This window comes from uncultured Bradyrhizobium sp. (genome assembly GCF_964252615.1).
In the GTDB taxonomy this organism is placed as follows: Bacteria; Pseudomonadota; Alphaproteobacteria; order Rhizobiales; family Xanthobacteraceae; genus Bradyrhizobium.
Genome location: NZ_CAXUNQ010000017.1, coordinates 41,312 through 58,839 on the forward strand (window position 1 = coordinate 41,312; position 17,528 = coordinate 58,839).

The 17,528-nt window shown below is 61.3% G+C and carries 13 protein-coding genes and 1 pseudogene; 2 read left to right on the forward strand and 12 right to left on the reverse strand.

Annotated elements, in window-relative coordinates; all coding sequences use genetic code 11:
• Window positions 1-41 precede the first annotated feature (41 nt).
• Window positions 42-857: a polysaccharide deacetylase family protein gene (locus ACFE72_RS11555; RefSeq protein WP_375413229.1), complete on the reverse strand. Its 816-nt coding sequence runs from the start codon at window positions 855-857 to the stop codon at window positions 42-44.
• 166 nt (window positions 858-1,023) lie between these two features.
• Here ACFE72_RS11555 and mgtE point away from each other — a divergent pair, with 166 nt between their 5' ends.
• Complete coding sequence (gene mgtE, locus ACFE72_RS11560; RefSeq protein ID WP_375413230.1) at window positions 1,024-2,454, forward strand: magnesium transporter; 1,431 nt, start codon at window positions 1,024-1,026, stop codon at window positions 2,452-2,454.
• Window positions 2,455-2,526: 72 nt separating this feature from the next.
• Window positions 2,527-2,835 (forward strand): helix-turn-helix domain-containing protein, encoded by a 309-nt coding sequence (locus tag ACFE72_RS11565; RefSeq protein WP_375413231.1) that lies wholly within the window; start codon window positions 2,527-2,529, stop codon window positions 2,833-2,835.
• Between the two features lie 46 nt (window positions 2,836-2,881).
• Here ACFE72_RS11565 and ACFE72_RS11570 read toward each other — a convergent pair whose 3' ends face one another.
• The 11 genes and pseudogenes from ACFE72_RS11570 to ACFE72_RS11620 form a co-directional block, all read right to left on the reverse strand.
• Entirely contained in the window at window positions 2,882-3,151 is a 270-nt protein-coding gene (locus ACFE72_RS11570) for a DUF3253 domain-containing protein (RefSeq protein WP_375413232.1), read from the reverse strand.
• Window positions 3,152-3,598: 447 nt separating this feature from the next.
• On the reverse strand, window positions 3,599-4,468 hold the full coding sequence (locus ACFE72_RS11575; protein ID WP_375413233.1) for a sterol desaturase family protein: 870 nt from the start codon (window positions 4,466-4,468) through the stop codon (window positions 3,599-3,601).
• Window positions 4,469-4,498: 30 nt separating this feature from the next.
• Window positions 4,499-5,992 carry an L-lactate permease gene (locus ACFE72_RS11580; protein ID WP_375413234.1) on the reverse strand — a complete coding sequence of 498 codons (1,494 nt, stop codon included), beginning with the start codon at window positions 5,990-5,992 and terminating at the stop codon, window positions 4,499-4,501.
• Window positions 5,993-6,105: 113 nt separating this feature from the next.
• The gene (gene acnA, locus ACFE72_RS11585) at window positions 6,106-8,871 is read right to left on the reverse strand and encodes an aconitate hydratase AcnA (RefSeq protein WP_375413268.1); all 2,766 of its coding nucleotides are present in this window, start codon (window positions 8,869-8,871) and stop codon (window positions 6,106-6,108) included.
• A gap of 966 nt (window positions 8,872-9,837) precedes the next feature.
• Window positions 9,838-10,377, reverse strand: a pseudogene (locus tag ACFE72_RS11590) (FAD/NAD(P)-binding protein); the annotation flags it as partial.
• The gene (locus tag ACFE72_RS11595; protein WP_375413235.1) at window positions 10,367-11,998 is read right to left on the reverse strand and encodes an amino acid adenylation domain-containing protein; all 1,632 of its coding nucleotides are present in this window, start codon (window positions 11,996-11,998) and stop codon (window positions 10,367-10,369) included. The pseudogene ACFE72_RS11590 and the gene ACFE72_RS11595, both read right to left, overlap by 11 nt.
• 11 nt (window positions 11,999-12,009) lie before the next feature.
• Entirely contained in the window at window positions 12,010-13,443 is a 1,434-nt protein-coding gene (locus ACFE72_RS11600) for a citrate/2-methylcitrate synthase (RefSeq protein ID WP_375413236.1), read from the reverse strand.
• Window positions 13,444-14,048: 605 nt separating this feature from the next.
• A complete protein-coding gene (locus ACFE72_RS11605; protein WP_375413237.1) occupies window positions 14,049-15,056 on the reverse strand; it encodes a pyridoxamine 5'-phosphate oxidase family protein in 1,008 nt (335 codons plus the stop codon).
• A complete protein-coding gene (locus ACFE72_RS11610; protein ID WP_375413238.1) occupies window positions 15,053-15,631 on the reverse strand; it encodes a glutathione S-transferase family protein in 579 nt (192 codons plus the stop codon). The genes ACFE72_RS11605 and ACFE72_RS11610 overlap by 4 nt, the downstream gene beginning before the upstream one ends.
• 63 nt (window positions 15,632-15,694) lie before the next feature.
• Window positions 15,695-16,264 (reverse strand): TetR/AcrR family transcriptional regulator, encoded by a 570-nt coding sequence (locus ACFE72_RS11615; RefSeq protein WP_375413239.1) that lies wholly within the window; start codon window positions 16,262-16,264, stop codon window positions 15,695-15,697.
• Between the two features lie 219 nt (window positions 16,265-16,483).
• Window positions 16,484-17,470 carry a Bug family tripartite tricarboxylate transporter substrate binding protein gene (locus ACFE72_RS11620; RefSeq protein WP_375413240.1) on the reverse strand — a complete coding sequence of 329 codons (987 nt, stop codon included), beginning with the start codon at window positions 17,468-17,470 and terminating at the stop codon, window positions 16,484-16,486.
• Between the last annotated feature and the right edge of the window lie 58 nt (window positions 17,471-17,528).

Here is a 17,528-nt window from a genome sequence, read left to right on the forward strand (position 1 = left end):
TCAGTGGAGCACAAACTATACGCAGGGCCATAAAAATCGCCTTAATCCTGTTTCTCCGATGGGGATAAATTCTTCGCTGAAGGGGGATGGTCCGGCTTTTCGACCGGGACAGCGGGCACGAGGTGCACCACGCGATAGCGATTGGCGCGGAGATAGCGCAGGAAATCCGGCAGCATGGCGGCGGTTTGCGCCTTGGGGTCGTGCAGCAGGATAATTCCTTTGCGAGCAGCCCTGAGCCGATCGGTCAGCAACTTGAGTTCCTGCTGCGCGGTCATGGGATTCCAGTCGCTGGCCCAGAGATCGGCGCCGAATACCATGATGCCGCGAGATTGCAGCAGGGCGAGAGTGGCCGGCGTGGTCTCGAAACCCGGGAAACGGAAGAACGGCGTAGTGGGGGTCGTGGTCGCCATGCCGTGAAGCGCCACCTCCACTGCCGAAATGCCGTGGTCGATCTCTTCCGTCGTTTCGTCCGGTTTGATCCGCATCAGGCTGCGATGCAGCCAGGTATGATGCCCGACGGTATGGCCTTCGGCTGCGGTCCGCCGCGCCAACTCCGAATGTTCCGATGCGGGTTTACCGATCAGGAAGAACGTTGCCCGCACGCACTCGTTCGCAAGCGCCGCTAGTACCCGGGGTGTGGTCCGGGGCCACGGGCCATCATCGAAGGTCAGTACCACCTCATGATCATCGAGCGGCAGGGTCTGAGGAAAGTTCTTCAACCCCACGCGCGGCGTCTGCGCCGCATTGACCGCGAGAATGCGCGAGGTACCGAGCGTGCCCGGGCGCGGACAGTCTGCGGCTTGCACAGCCGTCATGCCGGCGATCAAGGCAATAGCGGCAGTTCGTAATACGATCATGGATCTTTCCAGCCGTGCAATGCTTTTCTCGGAGTCCGCACATTTGTCATTGCGCTTGGTGTTGCCGATTGGGTAATGCACGAGACGAGCACGGGTTCGCTCCCTCTCACGAGATAGCGCAATTCGCTTCAGGCGTTAGCACACACTTTAACCGGCGAGGCGCGGCATGGCCGATGATGTGGACGTTGCCCAGCCCCCCGGTGCGGCCCCTCAAGCCGTGCTCCATCGTCATTCGATGCGGAATCAGGACGGCGACATCCGGCCGGAGTTTGTGGAGGAAGTTTCACGCGCGGTTCAGGCCGACGATGCGGTATTCCTTCGTGAAATCATCGCCGAACTCCACGAGGCCGACCTCGGCGATCTCATCGAGGAGCTCGATCCGGAGGAGCGGCCCCGTCTCGTGGAACTCATGGGTGCCGACTTCGACTTCTCGGCGCTCAACGAAGTCGACGACACTGTCCGCGAGGAAATTCTCGAAGAACTGGAGCCCGAGACGGTCGCGGAAGGCGTGCGCGAACTGGAATCCGATGACGCCGTCGAACTGCTCGAAGGCCTCGACGAGGAAGATCAGGAAGAGATTCTCGAGAAGTTGCCGCACTCGGAGCGCGTCGCACTCGAGCGCCGCCTGCTTTATCCGGAAAACTCCGCCGGCCGCCGGATGCAGACCGAGTTTATCGCCGTGCCGGCGGACTGGACCGTCGGACAGGCGATCGACTATATGCGCGACACGCCCGATCTGCCGGACCGCTTTTATGAAATCTATGCCGTGGACAGCGTCCAGCACTGGCAGGGCGCGGTGTCGCTCGATGCCTTGCTGCGCGCCCATCGCCCGGTATCGCTTGCCAATCTGATCGACGAGGACCGCCGCCGCATCTCGGTGATGGATGATCAGGAAGAGGTGGCGCGCCTGTTCGGCAAGTACAATCTTGTTGCGGCCCCGGTGATCGATACCGCCAACCGGCTGGTCGGCGTCATCACCATCGACGACGTGGTTGACGTCATTGAGGAAGAGGCCGACGAAGATCTGAAGGCGCTCGGCGGCGTCACCAGCGACGAAGAACTCTCCGACAGCGTCTGGACCATCGCCAAAGGCCGCTTCAACTGGCTGATGGTCAACCTCGCCACCGCCTTTCTGGCATCGTCGGTGCTGGGCCTGTTCGAGGGCCAACTGGAAAAGATGGTTGCGCTGGCGGTGTTGGCCCCGATCGTGGCCAGCCAGGGCGGCAACGCCGCTACGCAAACCATGACGGTCGCGGTGCGCGCGCTGGCGACCCGCGAACTCGGCTCCAACAACGCGTATCGCGTGGTGGTTCGTGAAGGGCTGGTCGGCCTCGTGAACGGTATCGCCTTCGCCATCATCACAGGCGTCGCCGCCGTCGCATGGTTCAAGATTCCCGGCCTCGGCGTGGTGATCGGCCTTGCCATGCTGTGCAACCTCGTTGCCGGCGCGCTCGGGGGCATCCTGATCCCCATGGTGCTGGAGCGGGCACGGGCCGATCCGGCAGTGGCGTCCGGTACCTTCGTGACCACGGTCACCGACGTCGTTGGTTTCTTCTCGTTTCTCGGTATCGCCACGCTGTGGTTTGGGCTGAAATAAATAGACCGGTGAGGCATCTATCGTTCATTGCGCCTTAATGGGAACCGGCGACCATGCTGCCTGGAGTCGAACATGCAGCGCTTGCGGCTGAAAGCGGACGGACGGATTGTCGAATTGCGGGGCGGGCAGGAGTTTCCGCTTGAGCCTGCGATGCCCGCCTTTGAGTTTGCCGATGCGGCCGCGGTCCCCACCGCGCGCAATCTGCGCCGGCGTGCTCGAATGACACAGATCGAGTTTGCTGCCCGGCTCGGTGTGTCCGTCGAAACCATCCGCAACTGGGAGCAGGGCAAGCGTTTGCCGCGCGGACCGGCCAGGGCACTTCCGGCGGTGATTTCCCCCGCACCGGAAACGGTATTTGCGGCGCTGGCTGCGCAAAACTGAAGGCCGAACTCTGCGCCCTGGATCAGCTGCGCGGGAAGCCGGCGGCTCAATCCTGCCGCGGCAGCCCCAGACGATAGACGCCGCGGAAATCACCGGGGTCGGCGGCCTTGCCCTTGCGGTAGATGACAAGACGGCCGGCCTGCGCCAGCGCGACCGCTGCGCTGCGGATCGGCATCAACAGCCCAGGCCAGTCGCCCTCGGGCGCAATCGCAAGCGCGATCTCGGGCGCGCTTAGCGTCCTGCTACCGGCCTGCAACAGCACATCAACGATGGATTCTTCGAGGGGAACGGCGCGCGGCGAATCGTGGGCGGTCATGCATGATGCAATGGCGCATGGATGGGAACACCGCAAGCTCCGAACGTTCCGTTGCTGCAACGCCGATCGCCCGCACCTAGCCGGCCTGGATCGAGGTATGGCTGCGACAATCCCATGCACAATGCGCATCGTGGCGCTTTCTTTGGAAAATGTCCGGTCGGCGCCATCCTCCGCGAGGGGCGGCTTTCCGAACAAGGGCAAAACGTCGCCCGGTCGTTGGATGGCATCAAGCTCGCAGCAATCCTGCGCCTCACCGATGTCGAGTGGGGCGGACGCTCGGCGGTATTGGCAACAGAGGCCATGGGTCGGGCGGATTTTAGACGGGTGAAATCGCGACGTGCGAGGAACCCAGGGCAGCAAAATCAGAATTATGGAGTCAGATGAGCCTATTCGAGCGTTCTGGTCGAGGAGGGCGCGCCCTCTAGCAGGCGCGCCCTCTCCGTGCGATCATCGGGAATATTGCTCTTCCGATATCGGTCTGACCTCGGACGAAACCATCCCCGGTCGCCGCGAGGGAGAGAATACGGGATAGAGAAGTTGCACGTACCACCGTTCGGGTCCTTTGACCGGATCGACTGGAACGCCGTATTCTGGGGGGTATTGCTGTGTGATCCTCGCCGTTCCGAACACAATGTCCCAGATGAAAAGCAGAACGGAATAGTTGCCGTTGAAGTGACCGATGCCATCGTCTTCACGCGTGGCGTGATGCGCGAAATGCGTGGCTGGGGTAGAAATCGTATGCTGGATCACCCACGCCACCGGGCTTAGGAACTTGTAGCGGTAAAGAAAAGCATCCCAGCGGATCGCGCTATGGGCAGCGGTTTGCACGGTATTCTTGATCGCAAGATACCAGACAAAAACGTCACCGAAGCCGAGATAGACGAGAATGCCCACAAAATACAGGTTGGGATGCAGGAACAGGTAGATGTAACTGTTGCGGCGCGCGATGCTGGCGCTCATGTAGGTCGGAGTATGGTGGGCCATATGATAGTACCAGAGCCAAGGGAAAGTGTGCGTGGCGCGGTGGTACCAGTAACTCACCATGTCATCCAGAAGGAGAAACGCTAAAACTTGTATCCATATCGGCGTACCCGCCAATGCTCCAGCGTCTCCCGGCAGCAGTGCCGTCGTGATCGCGGCCACGACGAAAATGACCACGGGCCGGACCACCATTTCTGGAAACAGGAAGGTGCCGAGATCAAGGATCGAGTCATTCAGGGAGCGAGGCTTGAAGTTTCCAGTAGCCATCTCGAGAAGACAAAAGATGACGATGACGAGCGACGCAGAGCCCATTACCCAGAGTAGTTGATGTAACATAGTAAGTTCCTCCTTTGTCAGTTGCCGCTGTTAGTTTCGTAATCCAGTTAAGCGCGAGGCGATGTCCAGTCCGTCGAAGCCAATAAGCAGAACAGCAGCTGCCGCCACGAGGACGATCAGCGGAATCACGCCAAGCGGCCAGGCGCGCGAATAGACGGCCCGCTCAAGCTCAGGCTTGCCCACAAGGGCGCAGCCGACCGCGATGCGCACCGGGGAGAGCATGGTCGCTGCCGCTGCGGCTGTGTTCTGAAGAGCGGCAAGCCAAGGCAAGCTCAGATGGGTCTCGGCGGCGAGCGCGGCCTGGGACGGCATGAGCAGGCCGTTGGTCGCGCTGCTGCTGCTGGTGAGGAACCCGAACAATCCGGCAAACAACGGCGTCGCCAAGGCGGCGAACGGGCCAAGGGATAGCCTCAGGCCCTTCGCGAGGCCGCCGGCGATGCCCGAAATGGTCATCACCTGCGCCATGGCAAGAAAACACATGATGGTGAGGATCGGTTTTCGCCCTCTGAACCAAGCGCGGGCGAGGGCGCCTGCAGCCAATGCAGGAGGTCCAATCGCCAACGCCGTGACGAGCCCGATCGCCAACAGCCAGGAGCTCGGATGCAACAAAGGGAACCATGTCGGACCATCGGCGAACGGACGGATGGCGATTGCCTGACCGAGAACTCGGTTGACGGGTGGAATCGCCCGCGTCGCAATCAAGATTGCGATCAGCGCGGCATAAGGTAGTCCGAAGCGAATGACCGATTGCCACCGGTCGCGATCCGGTTGTCCACCGATCAGAAACTGCACGGCGATGAGCGGTCCGAGGGCCGCCAAGCCCGCGACTTCCGGACCGAACATTGCATTGGAGAAGATGAGCAAGGCGCCGGCAATCATCGTGCAGGTGACCTCGGCGCCGAAATCCAGCATCGTCCCCGGCACTCCGGCGGCGGCGGCGATGTGCCAGAAGACGCCAAGCCATGCCAGGAGAAGCGGCACGGTGAGAATTGCACTGTGAACGCCGAGGTCGCTCGGGCTGAGGCCGGCCAGCTGCGAGCCGACGATGGTGCCGTTCGCCAGCGCGCCCCAGGACACCATGACCTGGCTGAAAAGACCAAGGAGCACCGCGTAGATCGGCGCGAGCCTGATGCTTTTCAGGATCGGTGCAATCGTCACTTGACCGACGCCCGAACCGGTTGCGGCTTCGGCAAAGGGACCGACGAGAAAGCAGGTGGTGTATAGTTGCTTCCGTCGCAGCGATGGGCGAATCGGCACCGGCTCGCCCAGGACCGCGTCGCCCGAAACGGTCTCGCGGAAAAACAGGCCGCCGAAGATGACCGACCCCACGAACAAGGCGAGCCAGCCGCCACGTGCCACTGCGAGAACAGCGTCAAGCGGTCCGAACGGGTTGGGCTCGGTCGCCAGCGCCACGGCGATCGCGGCGACCAGACCAAAGAGCCCGGCAACGACGGAAGACGCGCGCCCCGAAGCGATGAGGATTGCCACGCCGATGAACGGCAGCGACCAGAGGAGATAGTCCAACACTGCTCTGCTCTTTCCATGAACGGCTCGATGGTTTCCCGTGCGAGATGACCGACGCACGACGTATCCGCGGCGACGATCCACGTCGGAAGGTTCTTGCCGCGGCGAGCTGTTCATTTGCGAGCCCTCACCGATGCACGCCGTTCGTTGGCCGCGACTTGTGCGCGATCGGCTGAGATGAGGCGCGTGAGCACATACGGTAGAATGCCGCCATGGCGGAAGTACTCGAGCTCATCGATCGTATCGATGCGGCAGATCGCCGGAACTTCGAGAATGCCGCCGCCGGGATATCCGATATGGAGGATGAGTTCGACGCGGGGCTTCAAGATCTCGCGCAGCCCCCGGATCGTGATGGTCTCGCGACCGGTGATTCCCAGATTTTTCCAGGAGACGCCGGGCTTTAGAACGAGTGGTAAGACGCCCATGCCAATCAGGTTCGAGCGGTGAATGCGCTCGAAGCTCTGGGCGATGACGGCGCGCACGCCGAGCAGTTTCGTGCCTTTGGCGGCCCAGTCGCGCGACGAGCCGGAGCCGTATTCGTTCCCGGCCAGGATGATCAGCGGGACGTGCTCGGCCTGATAGCGCATGGCGGCATCGTAGATCGGCATCCGCTCGCCGGACGGTTGATGAACCGTCACGCCACCCTCCACGCCCGGCACCATCTGATTCTTGATCCGGGTGTTCGCGTAGGCGCCGCGCATCATGACCTCGTGGTTACCGCGGCGGGCGCCGTAGGCGTTGTAATCGCGCGGCACGATCTGATGCTCCGAAAGATAGAGTCCGGCTGGACTGGTTTCCTTGATCAAACCGACCGGCGATATGTGATCGGTCGTGATCGAATCGAGAAACAGCCCGAGAATGCGGGCATCGATGACGTCCGCCACGGGCTTTGGCTGGGCGAGAAGCCTTTCGGTCATGTCGGCGAAGTATGGCGGCTTGCGGATATAGGTCGACTCCGGCTGCCATGGGTAGGTGGAAGTCGGCGCGACCTCGAGCGCCTGCCAGCGTTGATTGCCATCGAAGACGTCGTGATAGCGACGCTGGAACAGCTCTCTCGAAATCGCGGGGCGGATCGTGTCGATGACTTCCTGCGCGCTTGGCCAGATATCGCGCAGGTAAACCGGCGCGCCGTTGCGGTCGGTGCCGATCGGATCGCGGCTGAGATCGAGCCGGATCGTGCCGGCGAGCGCATAGGCAACGACCAGCGGAGGTGAGGCGAGATAGCTTGCTCTCGCATCCGGGCTCACGCGTCCCTCGAAGTTTCTGTTCCCCGAAATTACGGCCGCAGCCGCAAGGTTGTGCGCATGGATCGCTGTGCCGATGGTTTGGAGGAGCGGCCCTGAATTGCCGGTGCAGGTGGTACAGCCATAGCCGACGAGATGAAAGCCGAGTTGTGCCAGAGCGTCGTCGAGCCCGGTCGTGGCGAGATAATCCATGACCACCCGGCTTCCCGGCGCGAGAGACGTCTTGACCCAAGGCTTGGTGCGAAGGCCGCGTTGGATTGCCTTCTTGGCGAGGAGACCGGCGGCGATCATGACGCCGGGATTCGAGGTATTGGTGCACGACGTGATGGCGGCAATCACGACATCGCCATGACCCAGATCGAAGTCTGACTTTGCCACGGGAACGCGCCGCGTCTGCGCCTCAAGCGTCACGCCATACTCATGTTCGAGCGCATGGGCGAAGTTGCGCGGCAGATCGGATAGCGCGACCCGGTCATGCGGCCGCTTCGGCCCCGCCAGCGACGGCTCGACCGATGCAAGATCGAACTCCACCACGTCGCTGAATATCGGGTCGGGACCGGCGTCGCTGCGGAACATTCCCTGAGCTCGATAATATGCGTCGGCGAGGCGGACGCGGTGATCGTTGCGGCCAGTCGCCTGCCAGTATTCCAGAGTGCGGGCGTCGACCGGAAAGAAGCCGCAGGTGGCGCCGTATTCGGGTGCCATATTGGCGATCGTTGCGCGATCCTCGACCGTGCTGTCGGCAAGCCACGGGCCGAAGAATTCGACGAAGCGGTTGACCACGCCGCGGCGCCGCAACATCTGCGTGACCGTCAAGGCAAGGTCGGTCGATGTGACGCCTTCGCGGAGCTGACCCGACATCTTCACGCCAACGACTTCCGGCAGCAGCATGGAAAGCGGTTGGCCGAGCATGGCGGCCTCTGCCTCGATGCCGCCGACCCCCCAGCCCAGGACACCAATAGCATTCACCATGGTCGTATGGCTGTCCGTGCCGACCAAAGTATCCGGATGTGCGAGAGGCGGCTTGGTCGCCGCGTCGATCCACACCGGCTGGGCGAGATATTCGAGGTTGATTTGGTGGCAAATGCCGGTGCCGGGCGGTATCACGCGACAGTTCTCGAACGCCGATTGCGCCCAGCGCAGGAATCGATACCGCTCCGCATTGCGCTCGAATTCCTTCGCGGTGTTGAAGGCGAGTGCGTCGGGGGTCCCGGCGCGGTCGACGACCATGGAGTGGTCGATGACCAGATCGACCGGCACCACGGGGTTGATACGCTGCGGGTCTGCCCCAAGCGCCACCGCCGCATCGCGCATGGCGGCGAGATCAACCATGGCAGGGGTGCCTGTAAAGTCCTGCATCAGGACACGCGTCGGCCGAAAGGCAATTTCCCTTTCGCTGCCGCGGCTGGCGCACCATGCCCCGGTGGCACGAATATCCTCGGCCGTGACCGTTTCACCGTCCTCATGACGGAGAAGATTTTCCACCAGGATTTTTAGGCTGATGGGCAGCCGGGAAATGCCGGTGAGGCCATTCGCCTCGGCGGCGGCGAGGCTGAAATAATCATAGGATTTTCCATCGACGGTAAGCGTGCGACGACACCTGAAGCTGTCGATGGGCTGACGGACGCCCGGCATTTTTTTCTCGACAGAACGGCCGAGCACCGCGGGTGGCAAGCTCGCGGCCGGCGCCGTTGCCATCTGTTCTTCGTCAAGAAGACGATCTGCGAGCGCTCTGCACTGCGTGCGAATGTCGCGGACAACCATGATTTCAAGCAGCGTCCCGCGGCAGATCGGCCCTATCGCGAACAGCCGCTCTGCCGGTCGTCCGGATGCGTCAAGCGGAACGCCGTCCATGGTGACGGCGATGCCCTGACCGACATCGTCCCAACGTATCGTCCCCGACGCGAGCAAGGCCGCCACGAGGGGGGCCTGGGGCTTCTGAAGGTCCCACCACGGGCCCGTACAATTGATGACCGCACCCGCCGGCATCTCGATGACGCTATGTTCGCCCCGCGGCCGAACATGAAGCATAACGCCGGTGTCATTCGACGTCGCACCAACAATCCGGCCGGCCACGACCGCCACGCGCCCCGTCGCGCGCAGTTCATTGAGCCGTAGGGCGGCCTGCGGCGGCAAACGCGAGCGATGCAAATACCAGAATGGCGCCATATGCTCGAAAAAGCGACGCTTCTCGGCCGGCGAAAATCCGTACCATATCTGCTGCGTGTAAGGCCGTAGAGCATTGATGACGCCGCGCCAATTGCCGCCCTCGTCGATGAAACGTTCGGACTCGCTTCGTAGCCAGCGAATGAAAGGCTGGAGCCGGCGTGGAATGCGAGTGACGTCGAGCACATACGGTCGGTCGACCGCGACGAAGGGAACGGCAACCCGGCCGCGACGCGAGAGCAGGCTGACAACGCCTCGATGACCGTTGGATATCATGCCGAGCGCAAGGTCGACCGCACTCTGGCCGCTGCCGACGATCGCCACCGGGGCGTCGGCGGGTATTGCACCGACCGCGCTCGCGTCCCAGGGATCGTCAATCAGATATCGCGGGTCGATCAATGTCGCGAGCGACCGGGGTGGGGGATGCCCGATCGCAAGAACGGCGACGTCTGCGCGCAGGTGCGTCCCGCGGTCCGTGACAATTCCCACGTGGTCTGGCCGCTTGACGATATCTTGGATGTCAGCGTTAACGAACGTCACCGTCGCCCCGGTCGGGGACGGGCGCGTGAGACCGGTACTGATCTGCCGGAGAAAGCGTCCGTAAAGCATGCGCGGGACGAACTGGCCACTGATCGGTTTGGCGGGATCGAGGAAGCGCTGCGCCTCCGGGTCGTTTGCGAGGAAGTTTGTAAATTCATCCGGACGGTCGTCGAACGGGCTGTGATTCGAGGCCGGGCCATTGAGAAAGTGCACGGGTTCATGCGTCGCGAACGCGACCCCGGCGCTGACTTTCTTTCGCTCGAATACGAGAATTCGCACCGGCCGGCGCGCGGCGCGATGCAAATGTGCAGCAAGGCAAATGCCGGAGAAGCCTCCGCCTATGATCGCAATCGTCGTCATGCCTTCCGAGCCCAAGGCGTCGGTTTGGATGTCGCCCCAAAGGGGCCCTGATGTTGCACCAGATTCAACGCGCATCAAAAGCTTCCGTCGAGTTTACGGCCATGGCAACGATGTCGCTCAACCCCCTTTTGTCGAGCTTTCCACTATTGGTGCGCGGCATGGTTTCGATGATATCGATTCTTGCAGGCACCATGTATGCGGGTAGAACGCTTCGCAACCGACGGCGCAATGTCTCGCCGTCGAGCGCGCTTCCGGAGACCGAAGCGACGATCTTTTCGATTACCGTGGCGTTGGGCGGCCAGGCGAACGCTGCCGCTTCGACGACATTCGGCTGCGCGCGCAGCGCGGCCTCGATCTCGGCCAGCTCGATGCGATGTCCTCCGAGCTTTATCTGATGATCGCGTCGTCCGACGAAACGCAGCTCGCCGTTGGGAAGTTCGCGCACCAGATCGCCGGTGCGGTAAAAGTGCGCCGATTTCCCATCGCAGTTCGTCGATTCATAAAACGCGGCTGCCGTCGCCTCGGGGTTGCGCCAATAGCCCGCGAAGGTTTGCGGCCCCGCCACGCAGAGCTCGCCGATTTCTCCACGTGCTACAGGCTCCAGGTCTTGATCGACGATTTGCCGTGACAGCGGTTCGTATAGGCGACCGATCGGGACTATTCCGTTCGAGCACATGCCCGGTGAGGTTTCTCGGTTCCACCGGTGTGCGGCGCATGCGATGGTCAACTCCGTCGGACCGTAAAGATTTTCCAGTACGGAGGCAGGTGCCGCTTGTTGCCATGCTTCGGCATGCTCTCGCACCAGCGGTTCCCCGCAGAACAGGCTCAGCCGCAGGGTCGGGAGCGAACCAGGGAGGAACGGTCCAAGCCGCAGTTGCATCGCAATCATCGAGGGGACGGAGAACCATACTGTTATTCCCCGGGACTGGATAACCGAAAGCGGCGCCAACAGCTCGGTGTGGGTGAAGCTGTACAACGATGCGCCCGCGCTCCACGCCATGAAAATATCGAACACAGAAAGGTCGAAGCTCTGCTCGAATGTCTGCGATAGCACATCCTCCGGCTCGATCAGGTAGCGCGCGAGATTGACGTTTAGAAATGACGCAGCGTTTGCATGCGAAATCGGCACGCCCTTTGGGATGCCCGTGGTTCCGGAGGTGAAGAGAATGTAGGCGATATCGTCCGGCGCAATGCGGACCGGAGCGCGGAGCGGCTCGATGACGCAAAGATCATCAGAATCCAAAACCCTTAGGCCGTCGATATTTTCAATTTTGCGCCGCGAGGCGTCCGCGAGGAGCACCGGCGGCAAGCGTCCGTTATGCAACGGCCGAAGCAATGCAATGTGCTTATCTTCGCAGATGATTGCGTCAAGTTCTGCGGCCTCGGCGATTGCGCGCAGTCGGGATATGGGCAGTGTCGGATTGAGCGGGATGAAGGCTGCGCCGGAGAACAATGCGCCGAGTACGCCGGTGTAGGAGGTGAAGCTGCGTCGGGCCAGAATCCCGACGCGCTTGGGCGCGTCGGATATCGCCAACAGGCCAGCGGCCAAGCGCCGGGCCGCTGTATCGACCGCCGCGTATGTCCAACGCTCTTCACCCTGCAATAGTGCGGGACGATCAGGCCAACGCGCCGCGCTGGCGATGAAACCTGCGTGCAGTGTATCGAGCAGCGCCGGCCTCGAGCGGAGGTCTTTCATCGGCCCATACCCTAATCATAGCTTCGCGCTGGCGGGCCCACATAGAGCAATTGCGGACGAATGAGTGTATTGTTGTCCCGTTGCTCGCGGATATGTGCCACAAGACCGGCCATCCTTGCCGCTGCGAAAACCGGGCCAAAGAGATCCCGGGGGATTCGCAGAGCTTCGAAAACGGCGCTGGCGTAGAAGTCCACGTTGATATCAAGTCCCAAACGACTATAGTCCGCGAGCGCGGCGGCGACTGCTTCGAGGATGTCGAGTATTCGCGTATTGCCGCGTGCCTCGCACAGCCGCCGTGCCGCCGCGCGAAGAAGATGGCCTCGCGGATCGGCGGTCCGATAAACCCGGTGTCCAAAGCCGTACAGCACTTCGTTGCGATCGAGACGGCTACGGACAAACGCCGCCGCGGCTTGTGGCGACCCGATTTCTTCCGCCATGGCTATGACTTCATTGACGGCGCCGCCATGAAGCGGCCCGGAGAACGCGGCAATTGCGCTCGACAGCGCGGCATGGCACCCGGCATTTGTGCTGGTCGTGATACGGGCCGTGAAGGTTGAAGCGCTTGAGCTGTGGTCGGCCAGCAAAATGAATGTCTTGTCGAGCGCCTCCTGCGCCAGCCGGTCGGGCACCCGGCCGCTGAGCATGTAGAGCAGGTTCGCCGCGTGGCCGAGTTCGTCGCGGGGGACGAGCGGTACGGCACCGATGCGCAGCCGATGAAAGTTGCCTAGTAAGGTCGGCACCTGCGCTATCACGGCGATATCGGCATCCGCGTCGTCTGTGACAAAGGCACCTAGTGCCGCCACTGCCGCCTGCATTGCAAGAAACGGAGGAGCCTCCGACATCGAGCGGAGAAGGGCGTCGATCGGCGCCGGAAGCGTGCGATGGATCCGCAACGCATCGGAAAATGCTGCGAGTTCTTCCTTGCCGGGTAATCTGCCGTGGACAAGCAGAAATGTCGTTTCCTCATAGCTTGCCCGGTCGACCAAATCGTCGACGCTGTATCCGCGGTACCGAAGCGCCGAGCCCGATGGATCGATTTCGGTTATGACGCTGCGATCAAAGTAAATGCCGACCAGGCCGCGGTTGACGGTGGGGGCGGATTTCGACTGGTTCGCCGGAATTGCTTTTCGCGCCGAAATCGGCGTTGGCGCCTCGGCGCCGCTCAATTGAGCCACGAATGCCGACAATGAAGACACGGACGTCAATTGTGGGACAAGGTGGCGACTGATCGTCGTCGAGAAGGCCTTCTCAAGCGCCAGCATCAGCGATACGTGGCCCATGGAATCCCATTCGGCGATGTCTTGATAAGCCAAATCTGCCGTTACAGCGCTAGGTGCGACACCGAGCGTGGAGCAAATTACAGTCTTAAGACGCTCCGATGCTGGATATGGATATGCTTCTGCTGCCAACGCGCTAGAAGCGGCAGCGTGGCTTGATGCGATCATGTTTTTGCCCCCCTGGCTTCTCATCTGATCTCGTGCGGGAGACCCGCCATTTTCAGAACATTTTCCGAATGACGCGGAGAACTAAACCGGAGATTGCAAAATCAGAAAGCGCTAGTCAATCTATAGTTGATGTATAAATTAAAACATCCTGAAGTTTAGTTGAAATCGGCTGGCATTTTGGCGGTACGTAGCAAAAACTTCTCAACCGTGTGACGATGCAACGTCACTTCGACTACGCAATGAGCTTAAGCATCACCGATTGCAATTAGCGCTCCGGCCCAAATCCGAGTCGTCGGGTTTGCTGACCCGGTTGACGTCTTCATGGATATATTTCCATCAGGAATCTCCCAGCAAAGATCACCAGCATTGCCTTCGGATGGCTGACGCCAACTTCGGCGTCTAGCGCTGTCGCGACCAAGCGCCAAAAGATGACATCGATACTTTTTTGCCTCCTTCTCTTTCTGCATGCGGTCGTGCCGCGGTCGGCCTGCATCCGCAGCACTTTCTCGAGAGGGGCTTGCCGTTGGCTTGCAGGAGGTTGATTTTGAACGCCGACATCGGCAGATATCGATCTCATTTGTTGACCTCAACACACACGGAGAATGCTAGTTTCGCGCCATCTCAGAGGGGATGCTGCGATCGCCCTTGGCCAACGCCTCCAGCCTGTCGAACTGCGGGGCGAAGCTGAAAAATTCGAAACGGAACCGTGATCGTCGCTCGGTTTGGACCACGGCATCGATTGCTACTGCGACAACACGCTGGGCGCCAGACCACGGCTGACATGCTTCCGGATCGATCATCACCTTGCCGCGCCCGGCTATCTGCAGCGTTGTGCCAGTGGCAAAGTCTATGAAAAGAAGTGCGCAACGCGGCTCAACGCTGAGATTGCCGAGCGTGTTGAAATATGAGTTGCCACGATAATCCGGGAACCGCAGGTGGTGATCGCTGTCGATGAGGACGAAGCCCGGCCGGCCGCCGCGATGGGAGATGTCGAGACCTTCGCTACGTGCGAGCCCCGGCGTCTTGGATCGGCTGGCAATGAAGAAGGTATCCGATCTACGGATCAGTTCGCGATCGTCAACCGACAAAGTCGCCCGCCGCGTAGTTGCGGGCGCACCTACCCCATACATGCGCGATGCCCGCCGCGTCTGGATATATTGTGCACAGTTTCCGAAGCTCTGCTCGACCTCGACGAGAAAGCCCTTGATGTGAGGCGCAAGACGAACCCGCCCGTTGACCCGGTTACGCCGCCGGGTCTCGAATTCGAGACCAAGGCCGCCGATAGGGGCGCCGTCCTCAATGCCCGCGGCTGCCGGATCATCGGCGGTCGGAACGGCGGCTATCGCCAGTTGCGTTGGCGACGGTGATGTCACGAACCCGTTTTCGCCTTCAACCAGCGTTGCCCATGGTTGTCCCGATACATCCAATGTCGCCAGGAACATCTGGGTACGCTCTGCGAAAAACAGCCGGTGCTGATCGGGCATATGGTCGCGGAGTCTGACACGGCCCCGCTCTTCCATCGTCTCCCGCACGCCTGCAAGCGCCTGCAGCGCCTGTTCGCCGTCGTGCCAAAACGCCGGATCGCCAGAATAATATGGTCGCGCCGCCATCATGCAGGCCGCGTCGTTTGCATCGAGGGACGCGACTGGAATTTTCTGTTCCAGTTGGCGAGTTTTATCCTGCCGGCGCGCCAGTCGAACGCCGCCATGCGGAAGTCGAGCCTGCCGAGCGCGCATCCGAGCGCGATGTGACCGATGGTCAACGTTTCCCCGAACTCGCCGATTTCCGCCTCGAAGGCATCGAGCGCGCGAACGATGACCTCGGTTTTCCGATGAATCCAATCCAGCGGATGCTTGCCCTGCATAGAAACGCCGGCGTCTATAATACCGTCAGCCAGGGCTTGCCGCCGCAAAGCATCCCATCGCGAGCGCCCCTCGGACGGGATCAGCCGCGGCGCAGCGAGGCCGTCGAGATACTCGGCAATGACGGGGCTGTCGAAGAGGACCTGGTTATCGTCGGTTACGAGCGTTGGAACCATGCTGAGCGGATTGTGTGCCAAGAGCTCGGGCGGCCTGTCCAATGGCGCGCACATAACGGCCTCAACTTTACTCTCGTGGCCCTTCTCGATGAGCAGGACGCGAACCTTCCGGGAGTAGGGCGATGTGGCCGCGTAATACAGCTTGTGCATGTACCGCTCATCCTAACCGCGGCTGTACATACTACAAGGTACAACCCAGGTCAATATAAGCCGTCATGTACGTTTTGTGGCCTCGCTCAGCAGCGCCAACCCAGCGGCGGTTGCGCGATTGATGGCGTCCTTGTCGCGGTGAATGCGGCTTAGAACAAAGCCCCCTTGGACGATGGCGACCAACATCGTTGCGAGATCTTTCGGCTTGCATTTCGAGGTTAGCTCGCCTGCGCGCTGCGCATCCGAAAGGGCTTTTGCAAGATAACGTTCAAGCACGGAAAAGTAGCGTTCTATCGGCGCGCGCAGCTCGGGTTCGTTGATCGCCGCGTCACCGGCGAAGCGGCCGAGTCGGCAACCCTTGAGCCCATCGCGGGTCTGCAGCAGGTATCGGGTGACGCGGTCGCGCCCAGAGGCGTCAGCATCCAGTAAACCGGTGGCCGATGCGCACATCTCGGCCGAGACTTCTTCCAAGGCCGCCACCGCCAGCGCGAGCTTGCCCTCGAAATGATGATAGAAACTTCCTTGCCCGGCGCCGCTCGCTTCCTGAATGTCACGCGGGCTTGTTGCCTCGTAGCCGCGCTCCCAGAGAAGTTTTTTAGCAGCCCTCAGAAGATCGTCGCGTTTCGAGCTCATGGCAGGGCTTTCGGTTGGTGAAAAAGTGGAGATCATATAATAGCGGTGGATAGCTCAATCCAGCAGGCGCGGCTTACCCTTGAACGCATTATGGCCTGCAACCGAATTGCTCGGCAAGCCGCCGCCATTCCGACTTGGTGGTTCACCCCGACCCAGCCAAGGAAATCTCTATTAAAGCAGCCTCGCTTGCTCGATGCTTATTTTGAAATCCCGCGCATGTTATTCTGCGGTAATCTCGGCGTCCTTGACGACTTTGGCCCAGCGTAGGCGATCCTTGGCGATCAGCCCTGCCAACCGTTCAGGCGGGCCGCCTTGCGCGACCAGCCCTTGCTTGTCGAGCGCTGCCCGAATGTTCGGCTGCGCCAGGATCTCGTTGAAAACTGTATTGTAGCGGTCGACGATATCCTTCGGCGTGCCGGCCGGAGCAAGAGCTCCATACCAAAGATCGACGTCGAAATCGGTTACGCCAAGTTCGGCCAGCGTCGGTACCTGCGCCGCCTGATGCGCGCGAGTTTGGCTGCCGACGGCCAGGATACGAATGTTCCCGGATTGCGCGAGAGGGAGCGCCGTATGAATCGGCAAGAACATCGCCGAGACGTGTCCGCCTGCGAGGTCTTTCACGGCGCCTGCGGAACCCGCATATGGAATGTGGGTCAGATTGACCTGCGCGGTCAGCTTCAACAGCTCCATGGCGAGATGTTGCGGGGTTCCCCGGCCAGGGGAAGCATAGTTGATCTCGCCCGGCTTGTTGCGCGCAAATGCGATCAGGTCTGGGAAAGAGCTGACATTGATCGAGGGATGCACGACAAGCGCAAGAACGCCTGTCGCGATCTCCACGATCGGCACGAAGCTCGTCTGCGGATCGTAAGGGATCAAGCGATAAAGGCTCGCATTCATCACAAAGGTGTTGACGGTCACCAGAAGCGTCTGGCCATCCGGAGCAGCACGCGCTGCTGCCTGGGTGCCGATGTTGCCGCTCGCACCAGGCTTGTTCTCGACGATTACCGGTTGATTCCAGCGCTGCCGCAACTCCTCACCAAGGATACGCGCGAGCAGATCGGGTCCTGTGCCGGCTGTGAACGGAACGTCGAGCCGAATGGTCTGCTGCGACGACAGCCCCTGAGCCAGGCCGTGCCTCGTTGGAGCAAAGGCCGCGGTCAACATCCCCAGCATCGTGCGGCGCGAAGGCATGTAACTGGCGGGCATCAGATCTCTCACTGTCACGGCTCGTCGCTGGCGGCGGCTGAGAGCCGTTTCGAAGGTT